The 20,255-nt window shown below is 72.8% G+C and carries 20 protein-coding genes; 11 read left to right on the forward strand and 9 right to left on the reverse strand.

Features of this window, described 5'->3' with window-relative positions; translation table 11 throughout:
• Positions 1-46: 46 nt before the first annotated feature.
• Both HUT10_RS37380 and HUT10_RS37385 read left to right on the forward strand, forming a co-directional pair.
• Positions 47-616 (forward strand): TetR/AcrR family transcriptional regulator, encoded by a 570-nt coding sequence (locus tag HUT10_RS37380; RefSeq protein WP_176175490.1) that lies wholly within the window; start codon positions 47-49, stop codon positions 614-616.
• The gene (locus HUT10_RS37385) at positions 613-1,047 is read left to right on the forward strand and encodes a pyridoxamine 5'-phosphate oxidase family protein (protein ID WP_176175491.1); all 435 of its coding nucleotides are present in this window, start codon (positions 613-615) and stop codon (positions 1,045-1,047) included. The genes HUT10_RS37380 and HUT10_RS37385 overlap by 4 nt, the downstream gene beginning before the upstream one ends.
• Positions 1,048-1,050: 3 nt before the next feature.
• On the opposite strand, the gene glmS is transcribed toward HUT10_RS37385, so the two are convergent.
• The 3 genes from glmS to dapA form a co-directional block, all read right to left on the reverse strand.
• Positions 1,051-2,874 carry a glutamine--fructose-6-phosphate transaminase (isomerizing) gene (glmS, locus tag HUT10_RS37390; RefSeq protein ID WP_176175492.1) on the reverse strand — a complete coding sequence of 608 codons (1,824 nt, stop codon included), beginning with the start codon at positions 2,872-2,874 and terminating at the stop codon, positions 1,051-1,053.
• A gap of 14 nt (positions 2,875-2,888) precedes the next feature.
• A complete protein-coding gene (locus HUT10_RS37395) occupies positions 2,889-3,161 on the reverse strand; it encodes a hypothetical protein (RefSeq protein ID WP_086842019.1) in 273 nt (90 codons plus the stop codon).
• A 117-nt stretch (positions 3,162-3,278) separates the two neighbouring features.
• Positions 3,279-4,118: a 4-hydroxy-tetrahydrodipicolinate synthase gene (gene dapA, locus HUT10_RS37400; RefSeq protein WP_176175493.1), complete on the reverse strand. Its 840-nt coding sequence runs from the start codon at positions 4,116-4,118 to the stop codon at positions 3,279-3,281.
• Between the two features lie 72 nt (positions 4,119-4,190).
• Here dapA and HUT10_RS37405 point away from each other — a divergent pair, with 72 nt between their 5' ends.
• A complete protein-coding gene (locus HUT10_RS37405; protein ID WP_176175494.1) occupies positions 4,191-5,114 on the forward strand; it encodes a LysR family transcriptional regulator in 924 nt (307 codons plus the stop codon).
• Here the strand turns inward: HUT10_RS37405 and HUT10_RS37410 are convergent.
• A complete protein-coding gene (locus HUT10_RS37410) occupies positions 5,081-5,425 on the reverse strand; it encodes an STAS domain-containing protein (RefSeq protein ID WP_176175495.1) in 345 nt (114 codons plus the stop codon). The genes HUT10_RS37405 and HUT10_RS37410 overlap by 34 nt on opposite strands.
• A gap of 193 nt (positions 5,426-5,618) precedes the next feature.
• Here HUT10_RS37410 and HUT10_RS37415 point away from each other — a divergent pair, with 193 nt between their 5' ends.
• Positions 5,619-6,623: a hypothetical protein gene (locus HUT10_RS37415; RefSeq protein WP_176175496.1), complete on the forward strand. Its 1,005-nt coding sequence runs from the start codon at positions 5,619-5,621 to the stop codon at positions 6,621-6,623.
• Here HUT10_RS37415 and HUT10_RS37420 read toward each other — a convergent pair.
• Positions 6,613-6,981: an STAS domain-containing protein gene (locus tag HUT10_RS37420; protein WP_254897202.1), complete on the reverse strand. Its 369-nt coding sequence runs from the start codon at positions 6,979-6,981 to the stop codon at positions 6,613-6,615. The two genes, HUT10_RS37415 and HUT10_RS37420, sit on opposite strands and share 11 nt — an antisense overlap.
• A gap of 230 nt (positions 6,982-7,211) precedes the next feature.
• Positions 7,212-8,180 (reverse strand): tetratricopeptide repeat protein, encoded by a 969-nt coding sequence (locus HUT10_RS37425; RefSeq protein ID WP_176175498.1) that lies wholly within the window; start codon positions 8,178-8,180, stop codon positions 7,212-7,214.
• A gap of 319 nt (positions 8,181-8,499) precedes the next feature.
• On the opposite strand from HUT10_RS37425, the gene HUT10_RS37430 reads away from it, so the two are divergent.
• From HUT10_RS37430 to HUT10_RS37445, 4 genes are read left to right on the forward strand one after another with little or no spacing between them, the layout of a single operon-like run.
• Positions 8,500-10,311, forward strand: coding sequence for a rhamnogalacturonan lyase (locus HUT10_RS37430; protein WP_176175499.1), 1,812 nt, complete (start codon positions 8,500-8,502; stop codon positions 10,309-10,311).
• A 35-nt stretch (positions 10,312-10,346) separates the two neighbouring features.
• On the forward strand, positions 10,347-10,751 hold the full coding sequence (locus tag HUT10_RS37435) for a VOC family protein (protein ID WP_176175500.1): 405 nt from the start codon (positions 10,347-10,349) through the stop codon (positions 10,749-10,751).
• A gap of 16 nt (positions 10,752-10,767) precedes the next feature.
• Positions 10,768-11,610: an MEDS domain-containing protein gene (locus HUT10_RS37440; RefSeq protein WP_176178228.1), complete on the forward strand. Its 843-nt coding sequence runs from the start codon at positions 10,768-10,770 to the stop codon at positions 11,608-11,610.
• Positions 11,607-12,539, forward strand: a complete 933-nt coding sequence (locus HUT10_RS37445) for a sensor histidine kinase (RefSeq protein ID WP_176175501.1) — start codon at positions 11,607-11,609, stop codon at positions 12,537-12,539. Before HUT10_RS37440 ends, HUT10_RS37445 begins: the two co-directional genes overlap by 4 nt.
• Positions 12,540-12,545: 6 nt before the next feature.
• Here the strand turns inward: HUT10_RS37445 and HUT10_RS37450 are convergent, their stop codons facing one another.
• Both HUT10_RS37450 and HUT10_RS37455 read right to left on the reverse strand, forming a co-directional pair.
• Entirely contained in the window at positions 12,546-13,979 is a 1,434-nt protein-coding gene (locus HUT10_RS37450; protein ID WP_176175502.1) for a putative glycoside hydrolase family 15 protein, read from the reverse strand.
• Positions 13,961-15,391, reverse strand: coding sequence for an exopolysaccharide biosynthesis polyprenyl glycosylphosphotransferase (locus HUT10_RS37455; RefSeq protein WP_176175503.1), 1,431 nt, complete (start codon positions 15,389-15,391; stop codon positions 13,961-13,963). Before HUT10_RS37455 ends, HUT10_RS37450 begins: the two co-directional genes overlap by 19 nt.
• Positions 15,392-15,706: 315 nt before the next feature.
• Here HUT10_RS37455 and HUT10_RS37460 point away from each other — a divergent pair, with 315 nt between their 5' ends.
• A complete protein-coding gene (locus tag HUT10_RS37460) occupies positions 15,707-16,537 on the forward strand; it encodes a glycosyltransferase (RefSeq protein WP_176175504.1) in 831 nt (276 codons plus the stop codon).
• Positions 16,538-16,540: 3 nt separating this feature from the next.
• A complete protein-coding gene (locus tag HUT10_RS37465) occupies positions 16,541-17,848 on the forward strand; it encodes an NAD(P)/FAD-dependent oxidoreductase (RefSeq protein ID WP_176175505.1) in 1,308 nt (435 codons plus the stop codon).
• Here HUT10_RS37465 and wecB read toward each other — a convergent pair.
• On the reverse strand, positions 17,821-18,987 hold the full coding sequence (gene wecB, locus HUT10_RS37470) for a non-hydrolyzing UDP-N-acetylglucosamine 2-epimerase (protein ID WP_176175506.1): 1,167 nt from the start codon (positions 18,985-18,987) through the stop codon (positions 17,821-17,823). The two genes, HUT10_RS37465 and wecB, sit on opposite strands and share 28 nt — an antisense overlap.
• Before the next feature lie 163 nt (positions 18,988-19,150).
• On the opposite strand from wecB, the gene HUT10_RS37475 reads away from it, so the two are divergent.
• A complete protein-coding gene (locus HUT10_RS37475; RefSeq protein ID WP_176175507.1) occupies positions 19,151-20,092 on the forward strand; it encodes a lysyl oxidase family protein in 942 nt (313 codons plus the stop codon).
• Positions 20,093-20,255 lie beyond the last annotated feature (163 nt).

Genomic DNA, 20,255 nt, shown 5'->3' on the forward strand with positions numbered 1-20,255 from the left:
CTCCGCTAACGATACGGAACAATGCTCCGCTTAGCAAGGAGGACCCGTGGACAAGCCCAAGCGCGCGGATGCCCGGCGCAACGAGAAGGCGCTGCTCGACGCGGCGGCCGCCGTCTTCGTCGCCTCCGGCGTCGACGCGCCGGTGCGGGACATCGCGGCGAAGGCCGGTGTCGGGATGGGCACCATCTACCGGCACTTCCCGACCCGGGCGGACCTGATCATCGCCGTCTTCCGGCACCAGGTGGACGCCTGCACCGAGGCGGGCCCGGCGCTGCTGGCCGCGAACGACTCGCCGTACGCCGCGCTCGCGCGGTGGATCGACCTGTTCGTCGACTTCCTGGTCACCAAGCACGGCCTGGCCGGGGTGCTCCAGTCCGACAACGCCGGCTTCGAGTCGCTGCACGCCTACTTCCTCGACCGCCTGGTGCCAGTGTGCGCCGAACTGCTCGACGCGGCGGTCGCGGCAGGCGAGATCCGGGCCGAGGTGCGCCCGCTGGAGCTCATGCGCGGTGTCGGCAACCTCTGCATCGGCGCGGACGCCGACCCCGAGTACGACGCGCGGCGGCTGGCCGGGATCCTCGTCGCGGGCCTGCGGTGCGGGACCATGGACGCATGACGGCGTGGCGGGAGTTCGAAGCGGCGGAACCGGAGTTCGCGGGGCGGGTGCGGGCGTTGTTCGACGCGCACAAGCACAAGACGATCGCGACCCTGCGGGCGGACGGCTCGCCGCGGATCTCGGGCATCGAGACGGTCTTCGAAGACGGCGAGCTGACCTTCGGGTCGATGCCGGACGCGCGCAAGGGCGCGGACCTGCGGCGGGACCCGCGGTTCGCGCTGCACAGCGCGACGGTCGACCCGGTGGAGGGCGCCGAGGCGCAGTGGCCGGGCGAGGCGAAGATCGCCGGGCGGGTGCGCACCGCGGACGGCGAGCGGTTCGTGGTGGACGTCGCCGAGGTCGTGCACACCCACCTGAACGCGGCGGCGACCCTCCTGGTCGTCGAGTGGTGGACGCCCGAAGGCGGCCTGCGCAAGGTCGAGCGCGAGTAGGCCCTACTCCACGGTGACCGACTTGGCCAGGTTGCGCGGCTTGTCGATGTCGTAGCCCAGCGTCAGCGCCGCGTGGTAGGCGAGCAGCTGCAGCGGGATGGTCAGCAGGATCGGGTCGAGCTCCGGCTCGGTCTTGGGCACCACGATCCGCGGGACGTCGAGTTCGCCGAAGTCGACGCTCGCGTGGGTCACCGCCAGTACCGCGCCGCCACGGGCCTTGATCTGCTGGACCGCGGCCAGGTTGCGCTCGGTCAGCTCGTCCGACGGCACGACCGCGACCGTCGGGAGTGCTTCGTCGATCAGGGCGAGCGGGCCGTGCTTGAGCTCGGACGTCTGGTACGCCTCGGCGTGGCGGTAGGAGATCTCCTTGAACTTCTGCGCGCCCTCGCGGGCCACCGGATAGCCGCGGACGCGGCCGACGAAGAACAGGCTCTTCGCCGCGGCGATCGTCTTCGCGTGCTCGGCGATCTCCGGCTCGAAGTCCAGAATGGACTTGATCTGGCCCGGCAGCGCCCGCACGGCGTCGATGATCCGCTGACCGTCCGCATTGGACAGGTCGCGCACCCGGCCCAGCGCCAGCGCGATCAGCGCGAACCCGACGGCCATGTTGGTCAGCGCCTTGGTCGAGGCGACCGCGATCTCCGGGCCGGCGTGCAGGTAGACGCCGCCTTCGCAGGCACGGGCGATCGTCGAGCCGACGACGTTGACCAGGCCGACCACCCGGCCGCCCTTGCGCTTGATCTCCTCGACGGCGAAGGCGGTGTCGATCGTTTCGCCGGACTGGCTGACCGCGATGTAAAGCGTGTCGGCCTCGATGATCGGGTTGCGGTAGCGGAACTCCGACGCGGCCTCGGCGTCGGCCGGGATCCGGGCGAGTTCTTCGATCATCGTCGCGCCGATCTGGCCGACGTAGTAGGCGGACCCGCAGCCGAGGATCTTCACCCGCGCGAACCCGCGCAGCTCCCGCGGCGTCAGGTTGAGCCCGTCCAGGCGGGCGACGCCGAACCGGTCGTCCAGCCGGCCGCGGATGATCCGCTCGACGGACTCCGGCTGCTCCTGGATCTCCTTGGCCATGTAGTGCGGGTAGCCGCCCAGGTCGAGGTCCTCGGCGTCGATGTCGATCTCGGTGGCCGGCTTGGTCGTGTCGCTCTCGTCGACGGTGAAGGTGCGGTAGCCGGTGGCGAAGACGGTCGCGAACTCGCCGTCGTCGAGGTGCGCGACCTGCGAGGTGTGCCGCACCAGCGCGGCCAGGTCGCTGGCGACGAACATCTCGCGCTCGCCGACGCCGATGATCAGCGGCGAGCCGTTGCGCGCGATGACCAGCCGGTCCGGGTGCGCGCTGTCGGTGACGGCGATGGCGTAGGTGCCGGTGACCCGCGAGACCGCCTCGACGACGGCGTCTTCGAGGGTTTCGGCGCCCGAACGCGCGATCAGGTGGGCGAGGACCTCGGTGTCGGTCTCGGAGGCGAGGGTGACGCCGGCGTCGGCGAGCTGGGCGCGCAGCGCGTCGGCGTTGTCGATGATGCCGTTGTGGACGACGCAGATCCGGCCGTCCTCGGAGGAGTGCGGGTGCGCGTTGGCCTCCGACGCGGGCCCGTGCGTGGCCCAGCGCGTGTGCCCGATGCCGGCCTTCCCGGCGAGCCGCTTGGGCAGCGCGGCGGCGAGGTTGCGCACCCGGCCGACGACCCGGTGGACCTGCGGCGCGCCTTTCGCGCCGAGGACGGCGATGCCCGCGGAGTCGTACCCGCGGTACTCGAGCCGGGTCAGGCCCTCGATCAGGATGGGGGCGGCGTTCTGGCCGCCGATGTAGCCGACGATCCCGCACATGGGGTGACCTCTTCCTAGCCGTAGACGATGCGGCGCAGCTGCCGCTCGGAGAGAACGGGCGCGGCCACCAGCCGCCCGCGGAGCTCGGCGGCGATCAGGGGGAAGATCTCGGGGTTCTTCCGGCCCTGCGCCTGCAGCTCGGCGTGCCGGCGGCGCACATAGTCCTCGGTGGGAGTCCGGTAGAAGGCCAGCACGTCGTCGACCACCCGGGCGGCGACCCCGGGCGGCAGCCCGGTGGACGCGGCCACGCGCTCGACGATGTCGGTGTCCTCCACGCGGGCCATCATGCCTTGCTGAGTCTCGAACCCCAAATTCTTGCCCGAAATCGGGCAAGCTTGGTGGGTTGGACCGAAATCGCGTGATCGACGGCGGAACTGGCGTGATCGAGGCCGGAACTCGCGTGATCAGGGGCGGAACTCGGCTTCGAGCAGCGGGAGCCGCACACTCGGGTGCGGGATGACACCCAGCTCGGCCAACGCGGCCTTGGTGTTCGCCGCAGCCGTCCCCGAGCGCAGCAGGCGGTCCATCAGCGGGATCAGCCCATCATGGACCGCCCGCGCCTTGACCAGGTCACCGTCGCCGACGGCCTGGATCAGCGAGGCCGTGCGGTCGGCCGCCACATTGGCCACCACACTGACCAACCCCGCCGCCCCGCAAGCCAGGTACGGCAGGGTGAGCTCGTCGATCCCGCAGTAGTACGCCAGCGGCGTCCGGGACATCACCGCCATCGCCTCGAACAGATCCCCCTTCGCGTCCTTGACCGCGCGGATCCGGGGGTGACCGGCCAGCTCGATGAGCGTCGACGGCGCCATCGCCACCCCCGTTCGCGCCGGGACGTCGTAGAGCATCACCGGCAGCTCGGTCGCGTCCGCGACCGCCACGCAGTGGGCCAGCACGCCCTCCTGCGTCGGCCGGGAGTAGTACGGGCAGACCAGCAGCAACCCGTCCGCGCCCGCCTCTTCGGCTTCGCGGGCCCGGCGGATGCTCGACGCCGTGTCGTACGTGCCGACGCCGGCGATCACCCGGGCTCGGCCCGCCACCCGGGCCGCCACCGCCCGGACCAGGCCCGCGGCTTCGGCCTCGGACAGCGTCGGTGACTCGCCGGTCGTCCCGCCGACGACCAGGCCGTCGCAGCCCGTGGCCAGCAGGTGCTCGACGAGCCGGGCGAGGCCGGGCTCGCTGAGCGCGCCGCCGGGCTGCATGGGGGTCACCATCGCGGCGAGGTTCGTGCCGAATTCGGTCATGTCCCGAAGATGCCCGGCCCGATTACTGCGGTCCAGCGATGCTTTTTTGCCGATATTGCGTAGCCTGATTTCATGATCGAGGTGGGCGCGCTGCGGGCGTTGCGCGCGGTGGCCGCTCTGGGGACGCTGGCGCGAGCCGCCGAGGAGCTCGGGTTCACCGCGTCGGCCGTTTCGCAGCAGATCAAGCGGCTCGAACGCCAGGTCGGTGTCCCGGTGCTGGCGCCGGCGGGCCGCGGGGTGGTGCTGACCCCGGCCGGGCAGGCCATCGCCGACTCGGCGCCGGAGGTCTTCCAGGCGCTGGAGCGCTGCGCCGAGGCCGCCCGGTCGGTGTCGGCGGGCGCGCCGCGCGGCACGCTCCGGGTGGTGGCCTTCTCGACGGCGATCCGCGGCCTGCTCGCGCCCGTCGTGCCCCCGCTCGCGGCGCGGTGCCCGCAGCTGCGCGTCGAACTCACCGAGCAGGACCCCGGCGAGGCACTCCACAGCGTCGGCGCGGGCACGGCCGACCTGGCCCTCGTCCACGACGCCGACGGCCTGCTGCCCACCCCGTGGCCGCCGTCGCTGGCGCGGCGGTGGCTCCACACCGACGTCGGTGACGTCGTCGTCGGCCGGACCCACCCGCTGGCCGAGGCCGCCACGCCGCTCGACGAGGCCGCGCTGGCCGGGCACGCGTGGGTGACCAGCCCGCCGGGAACCGTGTGCCACCAGTGGTCCCGGCGGTTGTTCGCCGCGGCGGGAACGGAACCGGACGTGCGTCACCTGGTCGACGACTTCGCGACGCAGCTTTCGCTGGTGGCCTCCGGGCAGGTGGTCGCCCTGATCCCGCGGCTCGCCCGGCCGCCGCTGGGCGCGGAGCTGCTCGCGCGACCCCTGCGGCGGCCGCCGAAGCGCGAGGTCCACGCGGTGTGGCGGCGCAGTGCCGAGGCGAGCCCGGCGATCCGCGCGGTGCTGGCCGAGCTGGACCGTCAGCCGCCGAGCGCCTCTTCGGGGCTCGGGTAGGTCGGGAAGAAGTCCGCGAGGCCGATCAGCCCGAACGTCCGGCTCAGCCGGGCGGGCACCGCGGCCAGCGCGACGTCCGCCCCGGCGGCCTTGGCCACGTTGTAGGCCGTGATCAGCGCGGAGATCCCGCTGGAGTCGCAGAACGTCACCCCGCCCAGGTCCACCACCAGCCGGTGGCCGGGCTCGAGTGCGACGTCCTGCAGCCCGGTGCGGAGACTGGGCGCGGTCGCCACGTCGATCTCGCCCGTGACGGTCACCACCGCGCCGGTCTCCGTGGTGCGGGTGACGACGGAAAACGACGTGCCAGTCATCGCGACAGTTTGCCACCGACCCGGTCCGGGCGTGGGCAGGTGGTCGGCTGCGCCCCTGGGCGAAGCCGCCGAGCAGACCATCCTTGTCCAGGACGTACCGGTACCGCGACAATGGCGGCGCGGACGATCGACACCCTGGTGAGCGCGTTCCTGCGGCTCCGGGTGGCAGGCCGCGCATCCGGGGGAGGGGCCGATGCAGCTCAGGGGGATCAACTACGACACCGGCTTCGGCGGCGCGGTCGGCGACCGGTCGCGCCGGGAGTTCGAGCCCGCGGTCGTGCGCCGCGAACTGGGGATCATCGCGGCGGACCTGCACTGCGACGCGGTCCGCATCACCGGCGACGACCCGGAGCGCCTCACCGTGGCGGCGCACGCCGCGGTCGACGCCGGGCTGCGCGTGTGGTTTTCGCCGTTCCCGATGGACCTCACGCCGCCGCAGCTGACGCCCTACTTCGCCGAGTGCGCGCGGCGGGCGGAGGAGATCCGGGCGCGTGACCCCGAGACCGTGCTCGTGCTCGGCTGCGAGATGTCCCTGTTCTGCACCGGCTTCGTGCCCGGCGCGGTCCTGATGGAGCGCCTGCGCAACGCGGCGGACCCCGCCGCCTGGGCCGGGTTTTCCCACGAGTGGGACTTCGGCACGGTGCTGAGTGAGGTCGCCGCGGCCGCGCGGGCGCACTTCGGCGGCAAGCTCACCTACGCCGCCGGGGAGTGGGAGGAGATCGACTGGGCGGAGTTCGACTTCGCGGCCGTCAACCTGTACCGCTCGGCCGGCAACGCCGCAGGCTTCGCGCAGCTCGTCCGTGATCACGCGAGCCGCGGGAAGCCGCTGGTCGTCACGGAATTCGGCTGCTGCACCCACCGGGGCGCGGCCGACGCGGGCGGCACCGGCTGGCTGATCGTCGACTTCGAGGCCGAGCCGCGGGCGCTGAACGGCGATTACGTCCGCGACGAGGCCGGCCAGGCGGCGTACTTCACCGAGCTGATGGACGTCTTCGAGGCCGAGGGCGTGCACGGCGCGTTCTGGTTCACCTTCGCCGGCTACGAATACCCGTCCGATCCGGACCCGCGGCGCGACCTGGACCTGGCGAGCTACGGGCTGGTCGAAGTCCTCGCCGGGCGGAGCGGCACGGCGTACCCGGGGCTCGCCTGGGAGCCGAAGGAGGTCTTCCGCACCGTCGCGGCGCGGTTCAGCCGGTGAGCGCCTCGTCCCGGGTGGTGGCGAGGGCCAGCGTCTCGTGCAGGCCGGTCAGCTGAAGGGTGCGGTTGACGACGCCGCGTTCGGGGGCGACCACTCGGACCCGGGTGCCGGTGCCCGCCGCGTGCCGCGCCTCGAGCAGGGTCGTGATGCCGATGGAGGCCAGGAAGGACACCTCGGACAGGTCGATCACCAGCAGTTCCGGCGCGTCGGCGAGCGCGGTGGTGACGCTGTCGCTCAGGACGGGCGCGCTGAGCAGGTCCACCTCGCCCACCGCGGCCAGCACGACCGCGCGGCCGGAGTGGTGGGCCGTCACGCGCAGCAGGTCCTGGGGCCGGACGCGGTTGCCGTCAGCGGTCACGATCACCCTTGGGGTGCATGCTGGGATCCCTTCTCGAGCACGGGACGGGTCGGTCCGAGTCGCGGGTACCCCGGTCGCGTGACGGCGAAACATCGGTCGTCGCCGGGGTCGTCCGGCCGAGGGTGTGCCCGGGTGAGCGGGCTCGGTCCAGGGGCCGTGAGCAGCCGCGCCGGCCGGTCCTGGGGCCGGATCGGGCCCGCCTGCCCGGCCGGTCGCCGCGGTGGGTGGGCTCAGCCCAGCGGCTCCGAGCGGTACCGTCCGATCCGGTCGGCCAGCCCCGAAACCGCCGCGTCGCCGCGGTGCGCGGTGAGCAGCCGCTCCAGGGGCGCGAGCCGGTCCTTCGGCCGGACCGAGCCCACCTGCGCGGCCAGGTCGACCGCCTCCCCGCCGATCCGGGTGGCCTCGTCGAAGTCGCCTCGGAGCGCGTGGTTCTGGGCCAGCATGACCAGCGTCAACGACCGGCTCCTGGCCATGTCCGCGCCGTAGCCGCCGGCCGCCGACGTCAGCTGGGTGATCGCTTCGCCGCTGTAGCGGCCGGCCACCGCGGTGGCCAGCTCGGTCAGCACCGTGCCGTGCATCGCCGCCATGTCCGTCTCGCGGAAGAACGCCTCCCACGGCCTCGGCTCCGGCCAGGAGCCCGCCGTGGCGAAGGCCGCCTCGGCCTCCGCCAGCCGGGTCAGGGCCGGCCGCTCGTCGCCGGCCATCGCGAACGCCCACGCCTCGTTCGCCGCGAGGATGGCCAGTGCCCGGCCGGAATCCGAGCGGACGGCGGCTTCCCGGCCCCTGGCGAACTCGGCCAGCGCGCCGCGGGCGTCGTGGCGGTGCAGGTGCACCCGGCCGAGCCGGTAGCGGATGTTCGCCACCAGGTTGTCGTTGCCCGCTTCGGCCGCGATCTCCAGCGCGCGCTCGAACCGGCGCCGGGCCGCCTCGTCGCGGCCGATGTCGAACTCCGTCCAGCCCAGCAGGTTGTGCACGTCGGCCAGCACCGTGGACAGCCTGGCGCGCAACGGTTGCGGGACCGTGCCCCAGTGCAGCAGCAGGCTCGCCGTCTTGACCACCCGGACGGCGTCGCGGCAGAACCCGCCGCCCTGCCGGTAGTCCAGGGCCCGCAGGACGCCGACGGCTGCTTCCAGCTGGTCGACGTCGGTGTCTTCGATGCTGATCGGAAGCGGGAAGCTCTCGCCTGTCGTCGTCACCATGACCTCACCTCGCGCAGTGCGCACGCACGCATGGTCGGTTACCGGCAAAGGGGGTGATACCCACGACGAGCGCCGCGGAAACGGTCCTCACCCGGCGGGGGGGGGGGGGGGGGGGGGCGGTCTTCCATGACCGACAGTTCAGAAAACGCTTTCTGGAACTCGGTCACCACAGAACTTAACGTTAAGCAGGTCGCCCGCTTTCCGTCTCGCTGCCGGTGTTCCGCCCGGCTCCGCCGTGTTACTGTGGAAGCGCTCCCAGTCGGGAAAGAGCTGCATCAATCCACTTAGGACTGTATTCGTTCGGGACAAGGGAGTCCTCATGCCCATCAGGCAGCGAGCGGTCATCGTCGTCGGCTTGTTCGTGGCCGCGCTGGTTCCCGCACCGGCCGCCAGCGCGGCCGCCGCGCCGCAGGTCGACCGGCTGAACCGCGGCGTGGTCAGCGTCCACACCGCCCAGGGCAACACCGTCGCCTGGCGCCTGCTCACCGACGACCCGGCCGGGGTGGCGTTCAACGTCTACCGCGACGGCACCAAGGTGACCGCCACCCCGGTGACCGGCCCGACGAACTTCGTGGACGCGGGTGCGCCCGCCGGGGCCCGGTACACCGTGCGCGCGGTGACCGGCGGCGTCGAGCGGGTGTCGGCCTTCGCCACCGAGGAGTCGCTGAGCTTGACCAGCGGGCTCGCGGCGAACACCCGGGACGTGCCGATCCAGCCGCCGTCCGGTGGCACGACCCCGGCCGGCGAGACCTACACCTACACCGCGAACGACGCCAGCGCCGGTGACCTCGACGGCGACGGCCAGTACGAGCTCGTGCTGAAGTGGGATCCGACCAACGCCAAGGACAACTCGCAGTCCGGGTACACCGGCAACGTCTACGTCGACGCCTACCGGCTCGACGGCACCCGGCTCTGGCGGATCGACCTCGGCCGCAACATCCGGGCCGGCGCGCACTACACGCAGTTCCAGGTCTTCGACTACGACGGCGACGGCCGGGCCGAGGTCGCGATGAAGACCGCGGACGGCACGCGGTCGGGCACCGGCCAGGTCATCGGCAACGCGAGCGCCGACTACCGCAACTCCAGCGGGTACGTCCTGTCCGGGCCGGAGTTCCTCACCGTGTTCAACGGCCAGACCGGCGCGACGGCGGCCACCGTGAACTACGACCCTCCGCGCGGCACGGTGTCCTCGTGGGGCGACAGCTACGGCAACCGCGTCGACCGGTTCCTGGCCGGCACGGCCTACCTGGACGGCGTCCACCCGAGCCTGGTCATGAGCCGCGGCTACTACACCCGGACCGTGATCGCGGCCTGGGACTTCCGCGGCGGCGCGCTGACCGAGCGCTGGAAGTTCGACTCGAACTCGGCCGGCTCCCAGTACACCGGCCAGGGCAACCACCAGCTGACCATCGCCGACGTCGACGGCGACGGCCGGGACGAGATCGTCTTCGGCGCCATGGCGGTCGACGACACCGGAAGTCCACTGTGGAACACGCGGCTGGGGCACGGCGACGCCATGCACGTCGGTGACCTGATCCCGGCGCGGCCCGGCTTGGAAGAGTTCAAAGTGGACGAAGACAAGAGCAAGCCGGCCGCCTGGATGGCCGACGCGAAGACCGGCCAGCTCATCTGGCAGAACGCCTCCTGCACCTGTGACAACGGCCGCGGCGTCTCGGACGACGTCTACGCCGGCAGCCCGGGCGCGGAGTCGTGGTCGTCCGCGGTGTCCGGGCTGCTGAACACCAGCGGTCAGAACATCGGCCGGAAGCCGTCGTCGGCGAACTTCGTCATCTGGTGGGACGGCGACGCCCAGCGCGAGCTCCTGGACGGGACGCACATCGACAAGTACGGCACCGCGGCCGACACCCGGCTGCTGACCGCCTCCGGTGTGCACGCGAACAACGGCACGAAGAGCACCCCGTCGCTGCAGGCCGACCTGTTCGGCGACTGGCGCGAGGAGGTCGTCTGGCCGACCTCGGACGACCGGGCGCTGCGGATCTTCTCGACCACGGACCCGACGAGCATTTCGCACGTGTCGCTGATGCAGGACCGGCAGTACCGCGAGGCGGTGGCTTGGCAGAACACCGCCTACAACCAGCCGCCGCACCCGGGTTTCGCGCTGGCGGGGTGACGGGTAACCGGCCCGCACGCGAGCGGGAGGCGACCATGGCGATCAGGCTGGGCAGCACGGTGATCAACTGCACCGACCTCGACACGATGACCCGCTTCTGGTCCGCGGCACTGGACCTCGAGCCGGTGTCCGGGGACGACGCTTTCCGCCTGCTGCGCGGCCGGTACGTCAACCTCTCGCTGCAGCGGTCCTCGACGCCGGTCGCCACGCGTGAGCAGATGCACCTTGACCTCTACACCGACGACCAGCAGCACGAGGTCGACCGGCTGCTCGGCCTCGGCGCGCGGTTCGTCCGCCACGTCGAGGACGACCCGGCGGACGACTGGGTCGTCCTGGCCGACCCGGAGGGCAACCTGTTCTGCGTGTGCGCGAAACCGGCGGCCGAGGTCCGGGACCCCGGCGCACGGGCGGCCACCCCCGGAACTCCTCCGTCGGCGTAGTCTCGGGTCCGTGCTGATGCCGACCGAGCGGGCGGACGGCCCGCCCGCGCGGGTCCGCGACCATGTGTGCCTGAGTTTCCGCGAGCGCGGCGAGTTCGTAGCCCACGCGCAGGACTTCCTCGCCGAGGGCCTGACGGCCGGCGCCCGGGTGCTCTACGTCGCCCCGGGTGACGAGGCCGCGCTGACCGGGCAGCTGCGCGCGGACGAGCGCTGTGACCAGGGCTTGGAGCGCGGGGCCGTCCAGGTCGCCTCGGTCGACGCGGCCTACTCGAGCGGCACCGTCGTCGATCCCGCCGGCCAGGTCGAGCACTACGCCGCGGCCACGTCCGAGGCGCTGGCGGCCGGGTTCACCGGGCTGCGGGTCGCGGCCGACGTGACGTCGCTGGTGCGCACCCCGGCCCAGGTGGACGCCTTCGCCCGCTACGAGCACTTGGTGGACCACTACATGGCCGGCCACCCGATGTCGGCGATGTGCGCCTACGACGCCGGCGAGCTCGGCGACGAGGTCGTCGCTCAGCTCGCGTGCATGCACCCGGCCGCCCACGCGGGCGGGTCGCCGTTCCACCTGCACGGGCACACCGCGGACGGCAGCGCGGCGGCCCTCGACGGTGAACTGGGCCCGGAGTCGCGCCGGCTCTGGCCGCAGGCGCTGGAGCGCGCCGGGCTGCGCTCGGAGGACGGGACGACCACCATCGACGCCACCGGCCTCGACTTCGTCGACCACCGCAGCCTGATGGCACTGGCCGGCTACGCCGAGCGGCACGCCACCACGGTCGTGCTGCGGACGCGGCTGTCGACCCCGGCGCGGATCATCGAGCTGCTGGAGCTGCCCGGGGTGCGCGTGGAGCGTGCGGCATGACCGCCGTCCCCGGCTACGACCACGCCGCCGTCCACTACCGCGGCGACGAGGAGCTGCTCGCCGTCGCGGTGCCGTTCCTCGAGCGCGGGCTGGCCGCCGGCGAGCCCACGCTGGTGTCGCTGGAGCCGGAGCGCGCCGAGCTGGTGCGCGCCGCCCTGCCGTCGTCCGCGCGGGTCGAGTACCTGTCCACCCGCGACCTGTACGCGCGGCCCGCGGCGGCGATCAGGTCCTACCGCGAGCTGCTGGCCGGGTTCGTCGCCGGTGGCGCGGCGGGCATCAGCATCTTCGGCGAGATCCCGCCGGCCGCGATCGACACGTCCTGGGACTGGTGGGCCCGCTACGAGGCGGCCGTCAACCACGCCTACGGCGAGTTCCCGCTGCGCAGCGTGTGCGCCTACGACACCCGCACGACCCCGGGGCACGTGCTCGACGACGTCGCCAGGACGCACCCCTTCGTCGCCACCCCCGGCGGCCACGAGACCAACACCGGCTACGTCGACCCGCTGTCGTTCCTGACCGGCCCGCGGCCGATGACGCCGCTCCCGATCGAGCACACGGCGCCGCGGGCCGAGCTCGCCGACCCGCGTCCCGGGGACGCCCGCCGGGCGGTGCTGGCCACCGCGCCGGTCGACCTGCCCGCGGCCGAGGTCGACGACCTCGTGCTGGCGGTGAGCGAAATCGTGGACAACGCCCTGCGCCACGGCCGGCCGCCGGTCCGGGTGCGGATCTGGGCCGGAGCCGGGCAGATGGTCGTTTCGGTGCACGACGCGGGCCCCGGCCCGGCGGACCCGTTCGCCGGGCTGCTGCCGGCGGAGCGCAGCGTCGGCGGCCGCGGACTGTGGATCGCGCACCAGATCTGCAGCGAGGTGACGCTGCACCGCGACGAGACCGGCTTCACGGCCCGCCTGACCGCGGGCCGTCCCTGGTAGGGCCGGTCACCGGGCCCAGAGCCTGCCGACCCGGAACTCGTCGCGGGTGACCCGCCACGCGCCGCGCTTCACGAGCTGCTGGGGGTCGATCAGGACGACCGCGTCCGCGGCCTCCAGCGTGATCGGCGGCGGGGCGGGCGTGGTCGTGGTGGCGGGCGAAGCCGAAGCCGACGTCGACGGGGAAGGCGAGGTCGAAGCCGGGGTGGGCGCCGTGGTTCGGGTCGTCGGGGGAGCCGTGGTGGGCGTCGCCGTGGGCGGGGGCGCGCCGGGCGCGATCAGGCCGTCCGGGGGCACCACCGCCTGCCGGGACGCGGTCGGGTTGACCGCGACCCAGCCGTGGCTGAACGTCCGGCTCCAGACGCCGTTCGGCAGCCGGCTGGCCGCGTCGACCGCCTCGCCGAGGCCGCTGTCCTGCAGTGACGACCACTCCGGGGTGCGGTAGTCGTCGGTCGTCGCGCGCGTCCAGCACGTGCGGGGCCCGGCGAGCAGGGCCGCGCTCGCGTACCCGGACCGCTCCTCGCGCGCGTTGTGCGTCCTGGTCACCAGCAGCAGCAGCGACTCGCCGAGCGCGGCCTGCGCGCGCAGCTCCTGGAACTCGTTGCCGCGGAAGGTCAGCAGGCCGCCGGTGCCGCCGTTCTCGCGGAAGCCGAAGTTCTCCTCCATCGCGCCGCCGAACCGCGAGTGCGCGGTCCAGCGGCCCGGCACCAGGTGCGTCTCGGACACGTTGGGCACCAGCAGCTTGTTGGCGTTCGTCAGCGCGTCGCCGGCCTTGGCCAGGAACGCGTCCAGGCCGTCGCGGAGCTTGCGGTCGGTCTCCGCGACGTTCGCCGTGCCCGCGAGCACCGCGGACGAATAGTGGCTCAGTGAGTTGAAGTCGTTGTCCGCGAGGACGCCGTCCCAGCCTTCGCGCTTCACTTCGGCGACGACGGCGTCCGTCCAGGCCTGCTGGTAGTCCGGGTTCCAGACCGTCATCTGCCAGTGCTTCGGGTAGCCCTGCCACTCGATGCGCTTGCCGTTGACGTCCAGCGCGAACCACTCGGGGTGGGTCTCCTGCGCGGCGACGTAGCCGATCCCGCTGGGCAGGAACACCGCGTCCTGGCCGCCGTCGACCGCGCCCGGGTAGTTGCGCGTGCTGGAGAGGTCCTTGTACACCAGCACCTTCACCCGCGGGTTGAGCTGGTGCAGGCGGCGCATGGCCGTGCCCTGGTCGGCGTTGAGCACGACGACCTGGTAGCGCTTGGCCGCCTGCTCGATCTCTTGCGAAGTCGGCGGCTTGCCGATCCCGTACCACCACGCGCACGGGGCGAGCGGTTTCGGCGGCGGGGCGGCGAGCTCCTGCGCCGAGCTGGCGACGCAGCCCGCGAGGCAGCTCGCCAGCAGCACGGCCGCGGACGTCCAGGACACCACCGGGTGCCGCCGGATCAGCGTTGCCTTCGGCACAGCAGTTCTCCCACCGTGAGGATGACGATCTTGACGTCCAGCCACAGCGACCAGTTCGCGATGTAGTAGTTGTCGTAGCGCGCCCGGTCCGCGATCGAGGTGTCCCCGCGCAGGCCGTGCACCTGGGCCAGCCCGGTCAGCCCGGTCGGCACCCGGTGCCGGGCCCAGTACAGGTCGTGGACGGCGGAGAACTCGTGCACGAACACCGGCCGCTCCGGCCGCGGGCCGACCAGTGACATGTCGCCGCGCACGACGTTCCACAGCTGCGGCAGCTCGTCCAAAGAGGACCGCCGGAGGAAGCGGCCGACCGGGCCGACCCGGTGGTCGCCGACGACCGACCAGCGCGTCTGCGAATCGTCGACGGCGGCCTGCCGCACGCTGCGCAGCTTGAAGAGCACGAACGTGCCGCCGTCCATCCCCACCCGGACTTGCCGGAAGAAGACCGGGAACCCGCTCTCCAGGGCGACCGCGAGCGCGCAGACCGCGATGACCGGGGCGAGGACGACGAGCGCGGCCGCGGCCAGCGCGGTCTCCACGGCGCGCTTGACCCACCAGCTCGGCCGCCGGGTCGGCGCGCCGCCCAGCCACACCAGCGGGTAGCTGCGGAGCCGGTCGACACCGGGCCCGTCCGGGCAGAGCTCGAACAGGTGCGGCAGCACGAGGGTGACGCAGCCGAGGCGGTGGGCGGTGATGGCGGCGTCGACGATCGCGCCGTCCGATTCGTCGGCCGGGGCGAGGATCACCGTGCCCGCGCGCAGCCGAGCGATGGCCCCGGTGAGGTCGCCCTCGATCCGCTCGACCGGCAGCCCCGGCGGCACCGGGTCCGGCCCGGACGCCGCGACGCCGACCGGCAGCAGCCCGAACTCCGGGTGCTCCAGCATGGTGCGGACCAGCTCGCCGCCGATCCGGCCGGACCCCACGACGACGGCCCGGTCGCAGCGCCGCAGCCGCCGCCTGCCCCACCGGCCGAACGCGAAGACCGCCGGGCGGGCGGCTTCGCTGAGCACGGCGAAGCACAGCACCACTTCCTGCATCCGCGCCGTGTCGTCACCGTCCATCCCGGACACCAGCCCGAAGCCGGTGACGAGCGCGAACGCCAGCGCGGTGGCGGTGACCGAGCGCGGCAGGTCCTGCAGCCAGGACAGCCAGAGGCGGCGGCGGTGGACGCGGCCGGCCACCCGGGCGCCCGCGAGGGCCGCCGCGGTCACCGCCGCGCACGCCGGGCCGGGCCCGGTGCGCAGCACCGCGGTCAGCCAGGCGGCGCCGTCGACGGCGACCAGCAGCACGGCGACGGCGTTGACCCGGGCGAGGAACGGGCGGGCGCGCACGGCGTCGCGCGGCCGCTCGCCCGTGCGGACGCGCCGCTGTGCCGGCACCGCTTCGGTGACGACCGTGTCTCTGAGTTCAGTCACCGGCCTCGACCTCTACTTGACATGACGATTCCATTCTCGCTTTCAGCACGACTCAGCCATTCGAGGCAACACCGGCACGATCGAGTGAATTTTCCCGCGAAGTCCCGGAAATGCACTCGATCGGGGCGCGTGAGCGACCCGATCCGGTGATTTCCGGAAACACCAAGTAGTTCTGATGGCGCGCTTCCTTCCGGGGGACTTCCGGGGCCACTAAAGAAACCACACAACATAGCCGAATAGGACTCGACGGCCCCACCAAACCCGATTCCTTCCGGGTGATGGGCGACGACGAGGACAACCGAGACGAGGGGAACCGTGGCGCGCGAAGAGACCACCCTGGCCACACTGTCCGAACCGGACCGCACCGGACCGGATCCCGCAGGGGCCCGGACCGGGGGACGGGCGCACGTCGTGCTGCCCGCGTTCAACGAAGAGGCGTCCCTGCCGCCGCTGCTGCGCCGGCTCGCCGACGTGGCCCGCACCGAAGAGGTCACCGTCTGGGTGGTCGACGACGGCTCGGCCGACGCCACGGTCGCCGTGGCCGAGGCCGGCTACGGCGGGCTCGACGTCCGCGTCGTGCGGCACCTGGTGAACCTCGGGCTCGGCCGCGCGGTCCTGTCCGGGCTCCGCGCGGCGCTGGAGGAGGCGGGCCCCGACGACGTCGTCGTGGTGATGGACGCCGACGACACGCACGACCCGGCGCTGATCCGCCCGCTGCAGGCGGAGATCACCGCCGGCGCCGACGTCGCCATCTGCTCCCGGTTCGTCCCGGGCGGCGACGACCGGACCGCCCCGTTCGGGCGGCGGCTGCTGTCCCGCGGCGCGGCCCAGCTGTTCCACCGCGCCCTCGACGTCGACGGCGTCCGGGACTTCACCAGCGGTTACCGCGCCTACCGGGCGTCGCTGCTGGCGCGGGCTTCGGCGCACTGGGGCGAGCGGCTGATCGAGGAGCAGGGCTTCGCCTGCATGGTGGAGCTGCTGCTCAAGCTGCGCCACTGCCGCCCGGTGATCACCGAGGTCCCGCTGGCCCTGCGGTACGACCGCAAGCAGGGGCCGAGCAAGCTGAAGCTGCGGCGGACCGTCGTGCAATACCTGAAACTGCTCGCCCGCGACCGGCTCAGCCCGGCGCCCTACCGGAAGCTGTGACCGGTGACCCCTCCCGACTCCCCGCACGTGGCCGTGATCGGCGGCGGCATCTGCGGCCTGGCCGCCGCCCACCGCCTCGCCCGCCGCGGCACCCGCGTGACCCTGCTCGAAAGCAGCGACCAGCTCGGTGGCCTCGGCACGTTCTTCGCGCACGGCGACCGGTGGCTCGAGCGCTTCTACCACTGCATCATGCCTTCGGACGCGAGCCTGCTGGCCCTGCTCGGCGAGCTCGGCCTGCGGGACGCGGTGCGGTGGCGCGAAACGACGATGGGCATGGTCGTCGACGGCCGCCACCACCCGTTCAACTCCGCGCTCGACCTGCTGCGGTTCCCGGCGCTGCGGCTGCCCGACCGGGTGCGCTTCGGCGTGGTTTCCCTGCTGCTGCGCCGGTTGGGGCGCGGCCGCGACCTCGACACGCTGCGCACCGAGGACTGGTTGCGCGGGCTCTACGGCGACGTCGTGTGGGAGCGGCTCTTCGCGCCGATGTTCGGCTCGAAGTTCGGGCCGGCCTTCGGCGACGTCCCGGCGCTGTACCTGTGGCAGCGGCTGGGGCGTGAACGCAACGTCGCCACCCGCGGCTACCCGGACGGCGGCTACAAGGCGATCATCGACGCGCTGCAGGCGTCGATCACCCGGGCGGGCGGCGTGGTGCGCGCGTCGACGCCGGTCGAGCGGCTGTCCAGCACGGAGGGCCGGTCGGTGCTGACCCTGGCCGGCGGCGAAGTCCTCGACGCGGACCAGGTCATCTCGACCGTGCCGCTGCCCCTGCTCCGGCACCTCGCGGACGACGCGCTCGCCGCCCGGCTGCCGGAGACGGAGCTGCCTTACCAGGGCGTGGTCACCGGCGTGTTCTTCCTCCGCAAGCCGGTCACCGAGCACTACTGGACGCCGGTGCTGCACTCGGGCACGGAGTTCGACGGCGTCGTGTCGATGTCCGCGCTGGCCGGCGCCGACGACGGCCGCCACCTCGTGTACGTCATGCACTACACCGACCGCGGCTCGCGGCTGTACCTCGACGACGACGCGGCGATCGCGGCCCGCTGGTCGGCCCAGCTGCGCGGGCTGTACCCGGAGCTCGGTGCGGACGGCATCGAGGAGGTCCGGGTGTTCAAGGCCCCGTTCGTCGAACCGGTGTACCCGCTGGGCTACCTGGCGGCGCGCCCGCCGGTGACGGTGGACGGCACCGGCGTCCTGCTGGCCACCACCGCCCACGTCTACCCGGACGTGACGAGCTGGAACTCCAGCGTCCGGCTGGCGAACGACGTGGTGAGCCTGGTGGCGCATCAGCCGGCGGTCGCGCCGGCCCGCTGATCGAGGAGGGCCGCCAGCGCCGTCACGATCCGCGCCGTGGCGGACCCGTCGCCGTAGGGGGACGGGAGGTGGCGGAGGCGCTCGCGGTGGCCGGCCACGTCGTCGAGCCAGCGGGCGACCTCCGTCCCGATCGACGGCCCGGGCAGTACGCGGGTGCCGAACGTCCCGGTGATCTCGGGGCGCTCGGTGCTGCGCCGGACCACCACCACCGGTCGCTTGAGGACACTGGCTTCCTCTTGGATGCCACCGGAATCCGACACGAGCACCGCCGCCTCCGCGGCCAGCGCCAGGAACGCCGGGTAGGCCTGCGGTTCCAGCTCGACGAGCGGGTCGAGCAGCGGCCGCAGGCCGGCCGCCTCGATGCTCTTGGCCGTGCGCGGGTGCAGCGGGAACACCACCGGCAGCGGCAGGCGGCCCAGCTCGCGCAGGATCACCGCCAGCCGCGCGGGGTCGTCGACGTTCTCCGGGCGGTGGATCGTCGCCAGCGCGAACCGGTCGCGCTCCAGCCCGCGGGCCGCCAGCACGGCCCGGCGGTCCTCGGCGGGCGGCAGCGCGGCCTGCAGTGCTTCGACGACGGTGTTGCCGGTGACGGCGATCCGTTCGTCCGGCACGTTTTCCGCCAGCAGCTGGGCCCGGTTGAGCTCGGTCGGCGCGCAGCAGAGGTCGGCGAGGTGGTCGATCAGCACGCGGTTGTGCTCTTCCGGCATCGCCCGGTCGTGGCTGCGCAGCCCGGCTTCGACGTGCACCAGCGGCAGGTCGTGCGCGTTGGCCGCCAGCGCGCCGGCGAGCGCGGACGTCGTGTCGCCCTGGACGACCACCACCCGGCCGGGCCGGTCCGCCAGCACTTCGTCGACCGCGCTGACCGTCCGGCCGAGCTGGCTACCGCGGCGGCCGGCGCCGACACCGAGTTCGTGGAACCGGTCGGACGGCGGCAGGTCCGCGCGGATGCGCGCGTACAGCGAGCGGTCGTAGTGCTGTCCGGTGTAGACCACCGCGCAGGCGTCGCCGAACGCCCGCATCAGCGGCGCGAGCTTGATCAGTTCCGGCCGGGTGCCGCAGACCAGCGTGACCCCACCGGTTCCGGCGTCCCCGGCCGCCGGGGAACGGGTGGCGCGGAAATCTGCGGTGGTCGTCGACATGCGGTGCGGTCCTTTCGGGCGGTGAGTTCGCCGCACGCTACTGACCGGAGCCGGGAAACCGGGGGAGACTCAGTCGATCGTGTGACACCGCGGTGTCGTCCGGCGGAAATGCGGACGCCCTAGAATGAGCGCGATCGGAATACCGGACAGGACGGCCCCGCTGTTGTTCAGAAAATTCGCGGTACTGGCGCTCGTCGCGCTCACGGCCGTCGTTTCCGCGTCCGCGCCCCGGGCCGACGCGGCCCCGAGCCTCCTGCTGCCCGACCTCCGGCAGGCGCCGCCGGGGTGCGCCGGCGGCAGTTCCGGCGAACTTCCGCTGTGCACGGCCTGGGACGTCTGCCTGGTGATCGACCCGGCGGCGCCCAACGGCCGCTGCGTCGCCCCGTCGGTGGCGAAGGCGGTCCGGCTGCGGTTCACCAGCTCGGAGGAGAACGTCGGCGACGGACCGCTGCTGCTGTACGGCCGTCGTGACAGCACGAAGCAGGCGAACATGACGGTCCGCCAAGCACTGCGCAACGGAACGGACGGCGCGATCCCGGGCAGCTACGCGGCGGCGCAGCGGGCCACCGGGGCGTACACGTACTACGAGCCGGCGCTGGCCCACCAGCACTGGCACCTGATGAACTTCGAGCACTTCTCGCTGGTTTCCCGCCAGGGCAAGACGATCGTGACCGACCGCAAGAACGGCTTCTGCCTGGGCGACCGCTTCGAGGTCCACGACGCCGACCGGCTGGCCAACGTCCCGGGCGACAGCGGCCCGGACGCGGACCTCGCCGAGACGTTGCGCGAGAACATGTGCCGCCACCACGAGCCCACGGCGCTCGAGGTCCTGGAGGGCATTTCGGTCGGCTCGGGCGACGACTACAAGTACACGGTCGACTTCCAGTGGCTGGACATCACCCACGTCCCGACCGGGACGTACGACCTGGTGAACACGGTGAACGGGGACCGGACCCTGCTGGAGACGAACTACCGGAACAACTCTTCGTCGGTGGCGCTGTCGATTTCCTGGCCGCAGGGGATGCCGGGAGCGGACGGGACGATCCCGGCCGCGCCGATCATCCGGATGATGCGGAGCTGCCCGGGGCAGCCCAGCTGCGCCTGAGTCGCACCTCCTGTGCTACCTCGTCGGGCTGGTTGAGGGATTTACTCTCTCCGCGCTCCGGCTGCGGCTGATCGGGGACATCGCCTGCTCCCGCGGTCGAAGCGTGGTTGCTTCTGGCGGCCGTCAGCGGCCTGAGCCGCACCTCCCCGTGCTTGAAGGGGAA

It is taken from the genome of Amycolatopsis sp. Hca4 (assembly GCF_013364075.1).
Lineage (GTDB): Bacteria > Actinomycetota > Actinomycetes > Mycobacteriales > Pseudonocardiaceae > Amycolatopsis.

What these genes read in the sequence shown, in the direction of transcription:
- HUT10_RS37405 (WP_176175494.1), top strand. Translation starts at nt 4,191, where the DNA reads ATGATCGAGGTGGGCGCGCTGCGGGCGTTGCGCGCGGTGGCCGCTCTG.
- HUT10_RS37410 (WP_176175495.1), bottom strand. Translation starts at nt 5,425, where the DNA reads ATGACTGGCACGTCGTTTTCCGTCGTCACCCGCACCACGGAGACCGGC.
- HUT10_RS37395 (WP_086842019.1), bottom strand. Translation starts at nt 3,161, where the DNA reads ATGATGGCCCGCGTGGAGGACACCGACATCGTCGAGCGCGTGGCCGCG.
- HUT10_RS37435 (WP_176175500.1), top strand. Translation starts at nt 10,347, where the DNA reads ATGGCGATCAGGCTGGGCAGCACGGTGATCAACTGCACCGACCTCGAC.
- HUT10_RS37440 (WP_176178228.1), top strand. Translation starts at nt 10,768, where the DNA reads ATGCCGACCGAGCGGGCGGACGGCCCGCCCGCGCGGGTCCGCGACCAT.
- HUT10_RS37385 (WP_176175491.1), top strand. Translation starts at nt 613, where the DNA reads ATGACGGCGTGGCGGGAGTTCGAAGCGGCGGAACCGGAGTTCGCGGGG.
- wecB (WP_176175506.1), bottom strand. Translation starts at nt 18,987, where the DNA reads ATGTCGACGACCACCGCAGATTTCCGCGCCACCCGTTCCCCGGCGGCC.
- HUT10_RS37445 (WP_176175501.1), top strand. Translation starts at nt 11,607, where the DNA reads ATGACCGCCGTCCCCGGCTACGACCACGCCGCCGTCCACTACCGCGGC.
- HUT10_RS37425 (WP_176175498.1), bottom strand. Translation starts at nt 8,180, where the DNA reads ATGGTGACGACGACAGGCGAGAGCTTCCCGCTTCCGATCAGCATCGAA.
- HUT10_RS37415 (WP_176175496.1), top strand. Translation starts at nt 5,619, where the DNA reads ATGCAGCTCAGGGGGATCAACTACGACACCGGCTTCGGCGGCGCGGTC.
- glmS (WP_176175492.1), bottom strand. Translation starts at nt 2,874, where the DNA reads ATGTGCGGGATCGTCGGCTACATCGGCGGCCAGAACGCCGCCCCCATC.
- dapA (WP_176175493.1), bottom strand. Translation starts at nt 4,118, where the DNA reads ATGACCGAATTCGGCACGAACCTCGCCGCGATGGTGACCCCCATGCAG.
- HUT10_RS37430 (WP_176175499.1), top strand. Translation starts at nt 8,500, where the DNA reads ATGCCCATCAGGCAGCGAGCGGTCATCGTCGTCGGCTTGTTCGTGGCC.